The 16119-nt window shown below is 45.3% G+C and carries 13 protein-coding genes; 7 read left to right on the forward strand and 6 right to left on the reverse strand.

What is annotated here, in order from left to right:
* Positions 1 to 84: 84 nt before the first annotated feature.
* Positions 85 to 495 carry a YbjN domain-containing protein gene (locus tag T456_RS0100640; RefSeq protein WP_024864423.1) on the forward strand — a complete coding sequence of 137 codons (411 nt, stop codon included), beginning with the start codon at positions 85 to 87 and terminating at the stop codon, positions 493 to 495.
* A gap of 39 nt (positions 496 to 534) precedes the next feature.
* Entirely contained in the window at positions 535 to 3990 is a 3456-nt protein-coding gene (locus T456_RS20885) for an AAA family ATPase (protein WP_197026842.1), read from the forward strand.
* A 64-nt stretch (positions 3991 to 4054) separates the two neighbouring features.
* On the opposite strand, the gene T456_RS0100650 is transcribed toward T456_RS20885, so the two are convergent.
* From T456_RS0100650 to T456_RS0100670, 5 genes are all read right to left on the reverse strand, one after another.
* The gene (locus T456_RS0100650) at positions 4055 to 5548 is read right to left on the reverse strand and encodes an extracellular solute-binding protein (protein WP_024864425.1); all 1494 of its coding nucleotides are present in this window, start codon (positions 5546 to 5548) and stop codon (positions 4055 to 4057) included.
* Complete coding sequence (locus tag T456_RS0100655; RefSeq protein WP_024864426.1) at positions 5548 to 6351, reverse strand: ABC transporter permease; 804 nt, start codon at positions 6349 to 6351, stop codon at positions 5548 to 5550. Before T456_RS0100655 ends, T456_RS0100650 begins: the two co-directional genes overlap by 1 nt.
* Positions 6348 to 7136, reverse strand: coding sequence for an ABC transporter permease (locus T456_RS0100660; RefSeq protein WP_024864427.1), 789 nt, complete (start codon positions 7134 to 7136; stop codon positions 6348 to 6350). Before T456_RS0100660 ends, T456_RS0100655 begins: the two co-directional genes overlap by 4 nt.
* Positions 7137 to 7146: 10 nt before the next feature.
* Positions 7147 to 8595 (reverse strand): ABC transporter ATP-binding protein, encoded by a 1449-nt coding sequence (locus T456_RS0100665; protein WP_024864428.1) that lies wholly within the window; start codon positions 8593 to 8595, stop codon positions 7147 to 7149.
* Between the two features lie 94 nt (positions 8596 to 8689).
* Entirely contained in the window at positions 8690 to 10453 is a 1764-nt protein-coding gene (locus T456_RS0100670; protein ID WP_024864429.1) for an MATE family efflux transporter, read from the reverse strand.
* 259 nt (positions 10454 to 10712) lie between these two features.
* On the opposite strand from T456_RS0100670, the gene T456_RS0100675 reads away from it, so the two are divergent.
* Together T456_RS0100675 and T456_RS0100680 are read left to right on the forward strand one after the other, a co-directional pair.
* Positions 10713 to 11810, forward strand: a complete 1098-nt coding sequence (locus T456_RS0100675) for a Fic family protein (protein WP_024864430.1) — start codon at positions 10713 to 10715, stop codon at positions 11808 to 11810.
* A 242-nt stretch (positions 11811 to 12052) separates the two neighbouring features.
* On the forward strand, positions 12053 to 12724 hold the full coding sequence (locus T456_RS0100680) for a helix-turn-helix domain-containing protein (protein ID WP_024864431.1): 672 nt from the start codon (positions 12053 to 12055) through the stop codon (positions 12722 to 12724).
* 294 nt (positions 12725 to 13018) lie between these two features.
* Here T456_RS0100680 and T456_RS18850 read toward each other — a convergent pair whose 3' ends face one another.
* Complete coding sequence (locus tag T456_RS18850; protein WP_278246910.1) at positions 13019 to 13456, reverse strand: type III toxin-antitoxin system ToxN/AbiQ family toxin; 438 nt, start codon at positions 13454 to 13456, stop codon at positions 13019 to 13021.
* A gap of 306 nt (positions 13457 to 13762) precedes the next feature.
* Between T456_RS18850 and T456_RS24260 the strand changes: the two genes are divergently transcribed.
* The 3 genes from T456_RS24260 to lgt all read left to right on the forward strand — a co-directional run bounded on the left by T456_RS24260 (position 13763) and on the right by lgt (position 16117).
* Complete coding sequence (locus T456_RS24260; RefSeq protein ID WP_442855970.1) at positions 13763 to 13957, forward strand: excisionase; 195 nt, start codon at positions 13763 to 13765, stop codon at positions 13955 to 13957.
* Between the two features lie 28 nt (positions 13958 to 13985).
* Complete coding sequence (ychF, locus tag T456_RS0100695) at positions 13986 to 15083, forward strand: redox-regulated ATPase YchF (RefSeq protein WP_024864432.1); 1098 nt, start codon at positions 13986 to 13988, stop codon at positions 15081 to 15083.
* Positions 15084 to 15244: 161 nt separating this feature from the next.
* A complete protein-coding gene (lgt, locus tag T456_RS0100700; protein ID WP_081748945.1) occupies positions 15245 to 16117 on the forward strand; it encodes a prolipoprotein diacylglyceryl transferase in 873 nt (290 codons plus the stop codon).
* Positions 16118 to 16119: the final 2 nt, after the last annotated feature.

Genomic DNA, 16119 nt, shown 5'->3' on the forward strand with positions numbered 1-16119 from the left:
CTTGTGGTTTATTTGCAAAAGTTATCAGCATTGCATATAATTAATAATGTTCTAACAAAAAAAACACACGGAGGTACTAATATTATGGCAGGTATGGCAGCAAAGGTTGTAGAAGCGTTTTTTGAGGCTCAGGAAACAAAGGCAACGGTTATAAATGACACGCTTCTTAGAGTGGGCTGGAATTTCGAAGGCGGCTCCATCAGCATTTTCTTTGATTTTGATGAGGACGATGCTCATGTTCATCTTGAGGGACTTGAGTATATTACTGTTCCTGCAGAAAAATACGATAAGATTTACCCCGTACTTAATGAGGTTAACGGACAGTACAGACTGGTGAAGTTTGTGCTTGATACTGAAAACGGCAGCATCAGCGCCAAGTTGGATGCAGTTATCCAGTTGGATTCCTGCGGCCCTGAGTGCTTCGAGCTCATGATCAGAATGGTGAAGATCGTTGAAGGCGCATATCCGGTATTCATGAAGGCCCTTTGGGCATAAGGCATGAGCGCCGGCCGTAATAAGGTTTTCGAGGTTGCGATGCAGTTCTGTCGCGACGCAGATGTATATCCTGACAACGTGATATTTGGCTATTCCAAATTACTTACGCTGGATGAGACTCAGGTTGGCATCTTTGTTCCGTCGGAATGCACGGACGATCTCGAGACGGCACGTAAGTGGTTCTCTGATAATAAGCTGGATTTGGACATGATCAAATCCGGCTTATTACTGCTATTGCCGTATATACCTAAGGACAGGATCAGAGAAGCAAAAGAGAAGTTTGAAGAGTATCTGAAGGGAACAACCCCTGACACTGCTTCTTCCGAAATTCTAGAAAAAGCACGGGAACTCTCATATGTTTCCATGGACAAATATTTTTCCGAGGGAAAAGAGCTGTCGGATGTATATAAGTACATGGGAGAACTCAGGGAAAATATGCCCCGGGAAGAGGTGGGTGAAAAGGCCGCAAAGGCAGAAAAGACAGAAATCACAGAGCCTAAGGTCAATGAGAAGACAGTCAGATACGATACCGGAAGTGTAACGGACAAGAAAGAGGATTCACCGGCGGAAAAAGAACCGGCTTCCAAAAGCAAGGATCAGGCCGGGAAAAGTGATGAGCCAAGAAACCTTTCAGATCTTTCAAAGAAGTACAGGGAACTGAGTATAGCCCTTCTTGATGTGGTAAAAGGTCAGGATCAGGCGGTTCTTAAGTTCATCCAGGGGTATAACCAGGGAGAACTTTTAAGGAAAACCAGAGAAGGAGACAGACCTAAATCATTTTTCTTCTTCTTCGGACCTCCCGGGGTGGGTAAGACTCTTTTGGCCGAGACAGCAGGTAAGTCTCTGGGGATCCCGTACAAGATCTTTAACATGAGTGAGTATGTAACCTCACAGGCTATTCAGGAGCTCATCGGAAGCCCGGGTAATTTCAGCAGCGTATCCGAGAATAACATTGCAGGTTTTGTTTCCAAAAACCCGGAATGTCTGCTTGTGTTTGATGAAATAGAAAAGGCTCATCCCGTTGTTCTGAGGCAGTTTTTGCAGATCCTCGGATCAGGAAGACTCAATGGCACAATGGGCAAAAAGGTTGTCAGCTTCAGGGATGTAACTATAATATTCACCTCCAATGTTGGGCGTGAGCTTTACTCTGACAGGAGCGTAAATCTTACAACTCTTCCGGAGAAGGTTGTGGTGGATGCCATTACCTCCGAGAAAGGACCTGACGGTGAACCTGCGCTGTCACCTGAGTTCTGCTCCAGGATAGCTTCCGGCAACATCATTCTTTTTAATCACCTCTCCGTTAAGTATCTGGTGGAGCTGGTTAAAGACAATTTCGATCAGATAGTGCGTGGTATGGAGGAGGAATACGGCGTTAAAGTCAAGTATTCCAATTATCTGCCTCTTCTTTTCATCTATAACAGAGGCGGAGATATCGATGCCAGAGTCGCTGTGGGACAGAGCGGAAAGTTCTTAAAGGATGAGATCTATGAGCTTCTTCGCCAGATGGAGAACAGTAAATCCGCTGACAATGCCATAAAGTCCATTAGCATTGATGTGGAATGGGACGGAATAGATCCTGAACTTAAGGGACTGTTTAAGAGTGAAGAGAAGAGCGAGGTTCTGTTTTTCTCGGACAATGAGATGTTTGATGACCTTGAAAGCAGCAGGTACACCATCCACAGGACAGCCGACTATGAGAAGGCTAAGGAGTATCTTAACAGCGATATTTCAGCGGTTTATATCGATCCCTTCCTTGGCAGGAACAAGGAGGACGATACGATCCTCAGTATTGCAGACTACAATACAAAGGGCGTAAAGCTTCTTCATTACATTGCTGATACACAGGCTGAACTTCCCATCTATCTGCTTGAGATGAACGGGAAATTCTCGGATGTTGACCGCAATACCTTCATTCAGGAGGGAGCTGCGGGAATTGCATCCGTTGACACCGGTCGGGGAGCTGGCTTTAAACGTCTGTTTACCCAGATAATGGAAGAACTGTATATGGAGAGGGAGAGCCGCGATTTCACCCAGAGAGGCTGGGTTATAGACTTTTCCACCAAGCAGGAGATCAACGAAGGAAAGGCTCTGATCCGCTACTACGATCTCAAGAAGAGAATGGCGGTGGATGTGGAGAGCCGCGGTTCGATCCTCAGCGACGCCGAAAGACCCAATGTGCGGTTTTCTGATATCATCGGTGCAGAGAAGGCCAAGGAAGAGCTTCAGTACTTCGTTAAGTATCTCAAGAATCCCAAGCAGTTCCTGGCGGCAGGAGGCAAGGCGCCCAAGGGTGTTCTCCTCTACGGACCTCCCGGAACAGGTAAGACCATGCTGGCAAAGGCCATGGCCGGGGAATGCGATGTTCACTTTATGGAGACCAGCGCGGCTAATTTCAAGAACAAATATGTGGGTGAGAGTGAGGCCAATATCAGAAAGCTCTTTAAGAGGGCCAGAAAGTTTGCGCCTGCCATCATTTTCATAGATGAGATCGATGCCATAGGTAAGCAGAGGACCGGATCTGAGTTTACAGCCGTAACGGACAGCATGCTGAATGTCCTTCTGACGGAGATGGATGGATTTTCTTCTGCCAGCAGTTCCAAGCCTGTATTTGTTCTGGCGGCCACAAACTACGGCGTAGGAGCGGAGTCCGATGGAATTTCATCCTTGGACAGCGCCCTGATCCGAAGATTTGACAACAAGATATATGTGGATCTTCCCAACGAGGAGGAGAGAAAAACCTATATCTTAAGGCTTTTGAAGAACAAGAACATAGAAGGCGTTTCTGAGGAGATAGCAAAGAGCGTAGCTGAGAGGACAACCGGGCAGAGTCTTGCTATCCTTCAGAATGTTATTGATCTTGCATTCAGAAATGCCGGAAGAGAAGGAAGACAGGTAAGCGACAAGGACATCTTAAATGCCCTGGAAGAGTATAACTACGGTGAAAAGAAAGAGCACACACCGGACTACTATCGAAAAGTGGCATATCATGAGACCGGTCATGCCTATGTATCCTACCTTAGCGGAGACAAGCCTTCCTACATAACCATTGAGTCAAGAGGCAACTTTGGCGGCTATATGCAGCATGCCAATGCGGAGGACATTCCGGAATATACCAGGGAGCAGCTCATTGGCAAAATCAGGACTGCGCTGGCTGGACGTGCAGCCGAGCAGATATTCTTTGGCAAGGATGCATCCCTTAATACCGGTGCCTCAAGTGACCTTAAGCAGGCCACGAACCTTGCTTTCCGCATTCTGTGTACTTACGGAATGGAGGATGACCAGATGATGGTTCTTGACAGAGACGAGATCATGAAGTCTGCTCTGGCCTCTGAATATGTTGCCAAGATCAACTCTCTTTTGAGAAAAGAGATGGCGAATACTCTTCAGATCATCACTGAAGGCAGGGATAAGATTGAGAAAATCGTAGATGTTCTGGTAAAGGAAAATCGCCTCACCGGGGCGCAGTTTGAAGCACTTATGGAAGAGCGGGCGTAACATGAAGGACGTAAGCTTTCACGAGGTAATCAGAATATAAGGATGCCAAAAGGCTGTACAGTTGCTAGCTGTACAGCCTTTCTTTTGCGGCTTTTTTTCTGAAATAGATTGCAACACAGGCTGCAATGATCATAAGGGCCAATATCCAAACCCAGACGGGAACGGAGAGGATATTGAAGCACCTCACTCTTATCCACATACGATTGATCACTTCACTCTGTGCCTTGTCAAAATAGATCATGATGGAAGCGCGGCGTATCACGTCAGCGGAAGGGTACTGAGCTCCCAGCTGGCGATCGAGCTGCTCTGTGGGTACAGTCAGTACATAGTCCTCATCCTCAGGATCTCCGGAAAAGAAATATCCAACGGGATAATCCGTTGCTTCATCCTCGTCTTCGGCTCCGTAGTTCCACTCAAGATATTCAAATACCCGTCCGTCGTCTCCTCCTGAGATAACAGAGGTATATCCGATATAGTACATATCCCTGATGGCATTGTCGGGGCGGGAGATGAAATTGATGAATGCCTCGGCAGCCTGCTGCTTGGCAGGGTCCTGAGCAATGCCTTTTTTCAGCATTACCCAGCCGTCAAAGTAGATATTGGTGCTTTCTTTGGGAGCGGCAAAGTTAAGATAATAGTCGTCCTCTTCAGCCTGATCCATGGCGTATACCGCATCTCCGGACCACTGGTAGTTTGCAACAACCTTGCCGGTTATCATATCGGCCTTTCCGGAATCGGTCTCAAAGGAGTACAGGTTGTCCTTGATTCCCTGGAGATAGTGCTGTGCGTTGTCTATGGTTTCCGGCGAGACGTCATTCATTTCTTCCTGCAGCGCCATGGCATAGTCATCACGGCCTGTAAATTCTGCCGAGGTCAGAAGATCCGACTTAAGTGCCCCCACAGCGGCAAAGTATGCGTCTCTTACATTATCCTTGATGGTAACCTGACGGCGGTATGCAGGATTTTCAAGAAGTCTCCAGGTGGAAGCCTCTTCCTTGCTGACAACTTCGGGATTATAAACGAATCCCGTTATTCCCCACATGTATCCGGCAGCGCATTTGTCCCAGGTGACACCGCCTATATCGTGGGTCTCAAAGATGTTCCTGATGTAGGGGGATACACCTTTGATGTAGTAGTTGGTTTCTATACTGGGGTCAAAAAACTCCTGAGAGAGAGGCTGAACCATGTCATCAGCCATAAGCTTCATGATCATATACTCTGAGGGACATACAAGGTCATATACATCGCCTATGGTAAGCATATTGTAGAGATCTTCGTTTGTTCCGAAGGTGGAATATTCTACGATGACTCTTTTCCCGTAGGTCTCATAGTACCAGTCCTCAAAATCACTGACCATGGAGTTCTCACCGAATATATCTCCGCTTTCAAGGTCAATGACTTCATCTTCTCCCCAGTCACCCTGGTCTATATATTCCTCCCAGTTGCAGATGCGCAGTGTTACGGGCTTTTCAGCCTCCGGTGCAGCATATACAGGACGACAGTCAGCCGCCAGAAGGCTTGTTGTTAAAATGAGAGCAGGAATAATTTTGCCTTTCATCACAGTCTCTCCTCTTTCATATTTCTTCTCTCGATCTTCATATTTCTGACCACAACGATCAGGATAACTATCAGGAAGATCAGTGTGGACAGTGCCCAAAGTGCTGTCTTGATGCTGGTTTGGGATCCCTTTGTGGCATTAACCACGTAGGTGCTGATGGTGTCGAAGGTAGCAGGCTTGGTGTAGGTGGCAATAAAGTAGTCATCCAGGGACAGGGTGATGGCCAGCGAAAATCCGGAGATCATACCTGAAAGGATCTGGGGGATAACTACTTTTCTAAGGGCCTGGAAGGGCTTTGCACCAAGGTCAAGTGCGGCCTCATACAGACTTGAATCCATCTGCTTGAGCTTGGGAATGACCGACAGGTAAACAAAAGGAGCGCTTAAGGTTACGTGGCCGAAGAGAAGAGGAATATAGCTCTCCTTGCTGATGCCAAGAACCACAACAAGCAGGATGCACAGTGAGAAACCGGTAACAACATCAGCATTGATGACCGGGATCTGGTTTACCGTGTCTATTGCAGAAGCGGCGCGCTTGTTGGAATAAAAGGCGCCTATAGCTCCTAAAGTTCCCAGAACTGTGGCAATAAGTGCCGACGAAAGCGCCAGCAGAACAGTGCCCAGGATCATGTTCTGAAGCTCCGGGGTAGTGAACAGCGTCACATAATTATCAAGGGTAAAAGAGCGTATGGCTCCGATCTGGGTTGAGTCCGTAAAGCTGTACAGTGCCAGAACCAGGATCGGTACATACAAAAACAAAAGAACAAGAGTCGGTATCGCGATGCGGGTTATCTTTCTGGTCATAACAGCGCACCTCCTGTCCGTGTAGTCTCGCCTTTATCATCGTCGTTCACAAGATTGAACAGGCAGATGATGCCAAGCAGGATCAGTGCGATCATAGAACCGCCGTTCCAGTTGTAGGCGGAGAAGTAGCTTCCTATAAGACTTCCCATGATATAGGTGCTGTTATAGAGCATATCAAGGACCACGTAGTTGGTCATGGCAGGAAGAAGAACCATGGAAACACCGCTTATGATCCCCGGAAGGGAAAGGGGCAGTGTTACCCGAAGGAACGCATTCCTGTCATTGGCACCAAGGTCCTTGGCTGCTTCAATAAGAGAGCCGTCCATCTTTGCAAGAGTGTTATAGATGGGCAGTATCATGAAGGGCAAAAAGTCATAGGTCATTCCGATAACGGAGTTGATAAAGGGGTAGAAGGCAAGGTTGCCTTCAATAAGTCCAAGTATCTCCTTAAGCGCAGTTATGCGCAGGGAAAAGTTGATCCACATAGGCATAATGAAGATCATGATTATTACAGTATTCTTTTTAAGCCTTCCTGTGGTAAGAATATAAGCCGTAGGGTAGGCAAGAAGAAGGCACAGAGCCGTGGTGGTAAGTGCCAGGGCAAAGCTGTAAACCAGCGTGCCAAGAGTATTCGGATCAGTAAAAAAGTCTGTGAGGTTCCGAAGCGTGAACTGTCCCTGTCCGTTGGTGAAGGCATAGAAGAACAACACCAGGAGAGGCGCTACCACAAAGATAAGCAGGAACACGGCATATGGGATACCTAAGGTCTTTCTGGAAAATCTCATGGGTTCCTCCTTATTTCTTTACCGTGAAATGCATTTTATCAAGGGGCAGGATCAGACCGACTTTATCGTCCATATTCCAGAGGTACTCATCATTTACGATGAAGTCCTGTCCGAAATCGGTATTGATGACATAGCTGTAATGGTCGCCTTTGTAGATGAGGTTGCTGATAATGCCCTGTACAAGGACCTTCTCGTCTTCAGCATTATCCGTCATCTGAATGTCTCCGGGTTCAATGGCAGCTATGATATGGATCTTGTCTGGATCGATGACCTCGCCATGCTCGTCCAGAAGCTCATGGTTTTCATTTCGACGGCTTCCCTTAATGAGCTGTGTGAGGCTTACATCAAGCTCCTTGTTATTGAACTCAAGGCGGTGGTTTCTGTTCATATCCACGTGGAAGACATTGGTGTGGTTCTCGGCGATCATGATGTGGATTCCGTCGGGCTCAACCTTTATGCCTACGTCGCTGCCCACTTCGGCAGACTTGGTGTTCTGGATGACAACCTCATAGCGGCCGGACTGAACCGTGATTTCATAGTGGATGCCCTTAAAGATAACGGAAGTAACCCTGCCGCGGATCTGGCCCTCACCGGGAGCTACAAGCTCGATGTCCTCGGGACGTACAACAGCAGTGATCTGCGTTCCTTCGGGAACATCATCCACGCATTTGAAAAGACCGCCGGCAAATCTTGCCTGCATGCTGCCGGTCATGATTCCGTTAAAGATGTTACTCTCACCGATAAAGTCCGCAACAAAGGCGTTTTTAGGTTCGTTATAGATATCTTCGGGGGTTCCGATCTGCTGGATCTTGCCCTCTGCCATGACAACGATCTTGTCAGACATGGTAAGAGCTTCCTCCTGATCATGAGTGACATAGATGAAAGTGATGCCAAGCTCGTCATGCATAGCCTTAAGCTCTATCTGCATCTCTTTTCTCATCTTAAGATCCAGGGCGCCCAGGGGCTCATCAAGAAGCAGGATCTCAGGTTCATTTACAAGAGCTCTGGCGATACCCACACGCTGCTGCTGACCGCCGGAGAGGGTAGATACGCTTCGCCTTTCAAAGCCCTCAAGATCCACCAGCTCAAGGACCTTTTTGACTTTCTTCCTGATCTCGTCAGCAGGGAGCTTCTTGAGCTTCAGGCCAAAAGCGATATTGTCAAATATATTCATATGAGGGAACAGAGCATAGCGCTGAAAAACCGTGTTGATAGGCCTTTCGTAGGGCGGGAGTTTAGAGATGTCCTTGCCGTTAAGAAGGATGTCTCCGGAAGTGGGCATATCAAAACCGGCGATCATCCTAAGAGTCGTGGTCTTGCCGCAGCCTGAAGGACCAAGGAAAGTCACGAACTCACCGCGCTTTACCTCAAGATTAAAATCCTCAACAGCCTTGAAACCATCTTCAAACGTCCGGTTAATGTGCTTGAGTTCGATGATGTTATCGTACATGTTATCCATTATGTTCTGCTCCTTATTAAAATTCGATAAACTTGCCTATTATTATAGCAAAAAAAGCCCCGGGGAAAAGCCCCCGGGACGATAGTAAGACAACTTACTTAATCTTTATGGTAAGCACGTTAAGGCCAAGCATATTCTGATATGAGAATTCGTCCGCAATCTTGGAAATCATGCGGATTCCGATGTTTTTGGAAGGGTCCTCGGGTTTAAGGAGCTTCTCCATATCAACGGGATTAAAGGCTTTGCAGTCATCCTTGATCCTGAGCATTATCCCATCATTCAGGGAAACGACCCTTACGTCCATGTCATGCTTTCGGCTGTCGGCATTAAAACCGTGGTTCACGATATTACCCGACATTTCCTCCATGGCAAGAGCGGAGAAATAGGCAGTTCTTTTTGCATATCCCTTATCAGAAACAAATTTCTGTATCCTTTCGGAGGAGCCGATAACATCATCCATGCTGTTAACAGTGATGCACAGTCTGTCTTCATCTTTTACTCCGAAGTCGCTTCTGAACAGGAGCCATTCGTCCACGCCCTTCGGAAGACGTTTCCAGTAGATTAGTGCGTAGATGGGGTATACCATCGTGGTTATTACGATACCGATAGGAGTGGCCCACCATACACCAAGGGCGCCCATTACAGGTGCCAGAATAAGTGAGGGAACAACAACGCTTAGGTATCCGTCCACTATTGATGAGGCGTGAACCGCCAGAGTGTTTCTGGTGGCCTGCAGATAATTGGTCTGTATCTGAACCAGAAGAACTCCCGGCAGAGCAAGCGAGTAGATCATAAACTGCTGCCTGGTAAGAATGTAGACCTCTGAAGCTTTATCCGGGAAGAATATGGCAGCCATGGGCCCGGCAAACAGGATCATGATTACCATGAGAACACAGGTCATTGCCATCAATTTGGTCAGAGCCAGTTTTATCAGATGCTTGATGGAGTCCTTGTCCTCCTCGCCCACATATACGCTGGCAAGCATCCTGATGACTGTTCCGCCGCCGACTCCCAGAGCTACAAAGAAGCTGGCGATCATTCCCATTGAAGCCCTTGAGGAAAGTCCGGCTTCTCCGCCGTAGCGAAGAATAACTCTGTTCAGGGTAAGATCTCTCATGGCAAGGCAGAACTGAAGCAGGGCTCCGGGACTTCCTATCCTGATAAGTTCAAATATCTTTTCCCAGAGGATATTTGTAAAACTGAATTTCATCTGGGATTTACCGGAGATATAGTAGGGCGCAAGCACCAGAAAATAGATCCAGTTGCAGGCGCTGGTTGCATAGGCCAGACCAAGGACACCAAGGCCAAGTACCGTAACAAAGAGGATATCCAGGGTGATGTTAAAAAAGATCATGGCTGCAACGCCCATATAATTTCTTTTGCTCTGGGTTTCAAGCTGAAGGTAGGATGCCAGCTGCTGGGAAAGGAACATGGGAAGAATTCCCAGGGCGTATCCTCTTGAATACTGCATAACGCTCATCATCAGAGACTCATCTGCACCGCAGAATACGGCAATCTGTCTCGGAAAGCAGAAGCATACAAGAGAGATTACTACTCCTATAATGAAGGAAAGGCTGATACACAGGGAAAAGACTCCTCGCGTCTTTTCAAGGTCTCCGGCACCGATGTAGTTGCCGCTAAGGACCGTTCCGCCTCCAAGTATGACAGAGCTTATGGCAGACACGATACCTATCACGGCAAAAAACAGACCGATGACGCCAACGGTCTTTCCGTCGATGTAGCGCCCTGCGATGACGCCGTCCACGATGGAATTAATGGAGTTCATTCCAAAGATCATGATCTGGACGGGAAGAAGTTTAAAGAACAGTCTTTCAAGTACCTGGTTTTTAGAAGTCATGAATTTCCCTCTTTTCATAAAGTAGGTTTGTGTTAAAGTGGGTTTGTGTTTGAAGTTTCGATAAATGGTTAATTTAATTATATCGCGGATAATGTACGAGAGCAAAATGCTTCAAGATGGCTTTTTTTATGTGATGTCTTTGAAATAATAACTTTCAGTTTTATCGACTATCCACAATGGAAAAATAGTGAAAAAATAGTGTAATTTTAATGTAATTTTTTGCCTCGTTTTGTTATAATGTTATCGAGGTGACATCAAGATGATAAAAGTAAATCTTACAAATGAAATTCTGAAATACATAACAGAAATTGAAAAGAACAGATACAAAGTGTCTACAGTTAAACTTCCAAGATCTGTTGCAAGCAAACTGCGCAAGAATTCAAAGAAAAAGAGTTCCTATGCTTCTAATAAAATAGAAGGAAATCCCCTTTCTGAAAAACAGGTTGATGAAGTTATAGAAAATGATGAAAGAAAGCATTTCCTTAAGCCGGAACAGGAAGTGCGTAATTATTTTCTTGCGCTAAATTATCTGGAGGAGAAGGTTAAGAAGAAGGAGCCATTCTCTAAAAAACTGATATTAGATGTTCAGAAATATGTTGAAAAGGGTGCTCCAAAAGAAAAGATTGGACTAAGAGGGCCTATGCCGCCGGGAATTCTTTTTGCTGTATATGATTCTCAGAGTGGAAATCCTGACTATATTCCTCCGGAGTATTGTGATATTCCAAGTTTATTGGACGAGCTGGTTGATTATGTTAATACTACTGATGATCATCCGCTTATTGTTGCTGCTGTAGTACATTATCAATTGGTAACGATACATCCTTTCGAGGATGGAAATGGTAGAACAGCACGTCTTTTATCAGGTTACATTCTGGATATAAATGGATACGGCTTCAATGGCATTGGTTCATTGGAAGAATATTTTGCTTATGACATCAATGAGTACTACGAATCAATACAGATGGGACTACCAGCCCTTTACTATTCCGGAAGGGATAATCCGCCGCATCCGGAGATTTGGGTCAATTATTTCCTGCGTATGGTACTGCTTTATTCAGGCAAAGTCTGTGAGCTATCGGAGAGTTCCAGTGAAGATGAGATAAGTGGCAGCTTATCATATCTAAAAGGTAAGGAAAAAGAGCTATTATTATTCCTGATCAAAAAGTACAAAGGTGAATTTACTCCGATTGAAGTAAGTCGTGAAATAGGTGTGACCAATAAAACAGTGATTAACAGATTATCTGTTCTAGCCAAACATGGTTTTGTGGAGCCTTTGATGGTAAATCAGCGAATCCGATCCTACAAACTGAGTGATCTCGCAAAAAACAATGAGAAGATAATAAAGAAAAAGGTTTAGATTGGTGACTGCGGATTGACGCTTCAAAATATTGAAGGTGAAATGCTTCCTGAAGATAATGACATGCGTATATTAAAAGGCGAAACTGAAAAATGTATATTTGAGTTTAAGTTATAAATTCCCGTTTGTCGGGCTGATGTGTTAGCGTGTTCTATTTGAAGATAATCTGCCGACTCTACTCTTCGTAGGTACCGTTATCAGAAAAACTGATTTACAATCTGTGCATGGAGGTGAGAACGAATATGAACCAATATGTTACAGGCACAGTTATTAAGGATCTGCGGGAAAAGAATAAGATGACACAGCTTCAGTTAGCCAAAAAGCTGGGAGTGAGTGATAAATGCGTGTCAAAATGGGAAACTGGCAAGGGGCTTCCGGACATTACTCTTCTGGAACCTATAGCAGAGTCGTTCAGAATTTCAGTTACGGAGTTGATATCAGGGAACACCATCCACAATGCAAATGTATCTGCAAATATGCTGCGGTCGAAGTTTTATGTCTGCCCGGTCTGCGGAAATGTGATACACAGTATGGGTGAAGCAGCTATTCATTGTCACGGCATTCAGCTTATGCCTTTAGAGGCTGAACAGACAGATGAACGGCACATGATCTTTATCGAACGTGTTGAGGATGAATATTATGTGCGTATCGATCACAGCATGACGAAGGAGCATTACATTTCCTTTGTGGCGGCGGCTTCGTTCAATGATATTCAGATGGTGAAACTCTATCCGGAAGGGAGCGCTGAAGCAAGGTTTAAGATCAGAGGGGTCAAAAGAATCTTCTTTTATTGCAACCGTGATGGCATGTTTTCAATCGATCCGGTAAAGGGGATTGATGACAGGGAAAGCGGATATGATGATACGCAGGACAGGAGAGAATTGGAAGAGACAGCAGGCAGACTGTTTGGATAGCTTGACAGAGATTGGATCATGAAGAAATGGTATAGTGGATAATACTGTAATTCGGCAATTATTGACGAAAGTGACAGATTATAGTAGTTCTGTCTGCCTTTATTATTCTTAGCAACAAGCCTGATTTTAACCTGGATGCTATTAGTAACTATGACATGAAGAAGGATAAACTTGCCATAGAAGTGGTTTCAGCTGAAAGAAACAAGGGAATGATGTCTCTTAAAGACGAGAAATTATATGATGTTGTTGAGATATGACAAATATGGCAGAGTAAAAACTTACTCTGCAAAACACTCATTTCTTTTTATTTGCCTGCCATTTTGCCAAAACATCCTCAAGTTTTTTAAAGTCTAAACATCTTTTGCGGATATTGTTATTGGCTTTGTCAGAATTTATCATTTGATATAGCTTATTAGCCTTTTTGATGATTGCATCTTGATTCTTTTGAACCCAATCAAGTTCGTTGGCGCAAAGGTTTTTATAGGCTTTTGTTTCAGGGGAATCGTTCTTGTTGATTTTTATATTCATTTTCTTGACTAAGGTACTATCGACTGGAATCATATTATTGAAGTTCATAACGCCGATAAGTTTTTCGTCATGAAAAATCCTTGTAAAATCAATATCGTTTTTCATAGTGAGGTGCTTTGGTTTGGGATGATCTAAAGGGATACAGTATTGATGTTCACCACATATTACTACAACACCAACAAATGGTCGGTTGCTTTTATGAATCTGTGGTGAAACTGATTATACTCTGTCATCGGCAGAATGGAGATTACGGACATATTTCATATCCATGGTGTAAAGATAAAGCTTTTCTTGATTCATATTCCTCCAAAATATAAGAAGGCTGCAACATGTGCAGCCCTCATTCGCTTCCACTTAACGGTAGGATTCACCGCTTTAATAGCTCCCACTCACAGTAGGGTTCACTGCTAAGTTAAGATTATCCTAAAGTCATATTTAAGTCAATATGACTTTAGGAAATTTCATAGCCTTCACAGATTTTTTACATAGGGCAGCAAAAGTCGGATTCGCCTGGGTTACCAATTTGCCACAAAATCTTCAATGACTGTTGAAGAAGCTTTTGAGTATTCGAATATTGGAATAAACAGAATAAAGAGTCAAGGGGAGGGTTCTTTTGACTCCCCCCCTGACTCCCCAACATATTTTTTACAAAATGGTCCTGACATGGTAATATATATTCGCCGTGTTAGGGCTATTTTTATGTAAATAATTGTTTTAAAGGAGATAAATTACCATGAAATTGGGCATCGTCGGACTTCCGAACGTCGGAAAGAGTACACTTTTTAATTCACTTACAAACGCAGGAGCACTGGCTGCGAACTATCCTTTCGCAACCATCGATCCCAACGTGGGCATCGTTGCAGTTCCGGATAAAAGACTTAAACTGCTTGGAGATCTGTATAATTCCAAGAAGGTTACACCCGCAACAATAGAGTTCGTTGATATCGCCGGACTGGTAAAGGGTGCATCAAAGGGTGAGGGACTTGGAAACCAGTTCCTGGCAAACATCAGAGAGACAGATGCCATCGTGCATGTAGTTAGATGCTTCGAGGATCCCAATGTTATTCATGTAGACGGAAGCGTAGATCCTGCAAGAGATATAGAGACCATCAACCTCGAGCTTATCTTTGCCGACCTTGAGGTTTTAGAGAGAAGAATTGCCAAGGTTGCAAAGCTTGCCCGCATGGATAAGAGTGCAGCAAAAGAGCTTGAGATTCTCGAGAAGATCAAGGCAACCCTTGAAGATAACAAGATGGCAAGTGCGATGGAACTCGATAACGAGGATGACAGAGCATTTGTTAACAGCCTGGACCTTCTTACCTGGAAGCCTGTGATCTATGCAGCAAACGTTAAGGACGACGACCTTGCCGATGACGGCGCATCAAACCCTTATGTTGGAGCAGTAAGAGAGCTGGCAGCCAAGACAGGAAGCGAAGTATTTGTGATCAGCGCACAGATCGAGGCTGAGATTTCAGAGCTTGAGGCCGATGAGAAGGCAGAATTCCTTGAGAGCATGGGTCTTACAGAGTCAGGCCTTGATAAGCTCATCGCAGCAAGCTACAAGACTCTTGGTCTTATGAGCTTCCTTACCTCCGGTGAGGACGAGACAAGAGCCTGGACCATCAAGATCGGAACCAAGGCACCTCAGGCAGCAGGTAAGATCCACACTGACTTCGAGAGAGGTTTCATCAAAGCGGAAGTTATCAACTATCAGGATCTTCTTCGCGAGGGCTCACTTGCAGCAGCAAGAGAGAAAGGCCTTGTTCGCATGGAGGGCAAAGAGTACGTGGTTCAGGACGGCGACGTTATCCTGTTCAGATTCAATGTGTGATACTGCAAAACATCGCAGCACTCAGAATACAAGTGCCTGTTCATGCTTGCATGAAAACAGGTACTTGTATTCTGAGTGATATGAGGCGCGCAGCGCCTCAACGAGAAAACGCGAAGCGTTTTCGAGTCTGCGATGTAAGTAACTATAGGGGAGGAACTTAAATGCCTGATATAATGGGGGCTATGGACATTGCATTTCCCAATATCAATGTCTATCTTTCTAACGTACCCAAAAACTTTACCGTGTTCGGCTTTACCGTGGCCTTATACGGCGTCATCATAGGCCTTGGCTTTTTGACAGCTCTTTTGATCATAACAAGAGTTGCCGGCTGGACAAGCCAGAAGAGCGATGATTACTGGGATGTAGCCATCTACATCATTATCTTTTCAATCATAGGAGCCAGGCTCTACTACGTGTTTTTTGCCTGGGACTACTACAAGAGCAATCCCATCAGTATCCTGAACATAAGGAACGGAGGTCTTGCCATTTACGGCGGAGTAGCGGCCGGTTTCCTTACGCTTTTCATTTACACGAAGCTTAAGAAAAAGAGCTTTTTCCTTTTTGGAGACACCATCATGCCGGGACTGGTCTTCGGTCAGATTATGGGCAGATGGGGGAACTTCACCAACAGAGAAGCTTTCGGTGAGTATACCAACGGGCTTTTTGCCATGAGACTTCCCGTGGAAGCTGTAAGAAGCGGCGAGATCACCGAGCTTATGAAGGCCAACATGGTTGAGGGCACCAACTACATTCAGGTAAGCCCAACATTCCTTTACGAGAGCCTTTGGAACATCATGATCTTCATCCTGATCCTTCTTTATACCAAGCACAAGAAGTTTGACGGAGAGATCATCCTTCTGTACCTTGGAGGTTATGGCCTTGGAAGAGCCTGGATCGAGGGACTTAGAACAGACCAGCTTATCATGCACACCACCGGACTTCCCGTATCCCAGGTGCTGGCTATATGCCTTGTGATCTTTGCGGTAGTAACCGATGTGATAGTCAGACTTCGCCTTAAGAAAAAGAACGGGTGATA

The organism is Butyrivibrio sp. FCS014 (genome assembly GCF_000526935.1).
GTDB lineage: Bacteria > Bacillota > Clostridia > Lachnospirales > Lachnospiraceae > Butyrivibrio.

Excerpts from the sequence above, each read along its gene's own strand:
- T456_RS0100650 (WP_024864425.1), bottom strand. The coding sequence starts at position 5,548 with ATGAAAGGCAAAATTATTCCTGCTCTCATTTTAACAACAAGCCTTCTG.
- T456_RS0100670 (WP_024864429.1), bottom strand. The coding sequence starts at position 10,453 with ATGACTTCTAAAAACCAGGTACTTGAAAGACTGTTCTTTAAACTTCTT.
- T456_RS0100640 (WP_024864423.1), top strand. The coding sequence starts at position 85 with ATGGCAGGTATGGCAGCAAAGGTTGTAGAAGCGTTTTTTGAGGCTCAG.
- T456_RS0100660 (WP_024864427.1), bottom strand. The coding sequence starts at position 7,136 with ATGAGATTTTCCAGAAAGACCTTAGGTATCCCATATGCCGTGTTCCTG.
- T456_RS0100665 (WP_024864428.1), bottom strand. The coding sequence starts at position 8,595 with ATGGATAACATGTACGATAACATCATCGAACTCAAGCACATTAACCGG.
- ychF (WP_024864432.1), top strand. The coding sequence starts at position 13,986 with ATGAAATTGGGCATCGTCGGACTTCCGAACGTCGGAAAGAGTACACTT.
- T456_RS20885 (WP_197026842.1), top strand. The coding sequence starts at position 535 with ATGCAGTTCTGTCGCGACGCAGATGTATATCCTGACAACGTGATATTT.
- T456_RS0100655 (WP_024864426.1), bottom strand. The coding sequence starts at position 6,351 with ATGACCAGAAAGATAACCCGCATCGCGATACCGACTCTTGTTCTTTTG.
- T456_RS0100675 (WP_024864430.1), top strand. The coding sequence starts at position 10,713 with ATGATAAAAGTAAATCTTACAAATGAAATTCTGAAATACATAACAGAA.
- T456_RS0100680 (WP_024864431.1), top strand. The coding sequence starts at position 12,053 with ATGAACCAATATGTTACAGGCACAGTTATTAAGGATCTGCGGGAAAAG.
- lgt (WP_081748945.1), top strand. The coding sequence starts at position 15,245 with ATGCCTGATATAATGGGGGCTATGGACATTGCATTTCCCAATATCAAT.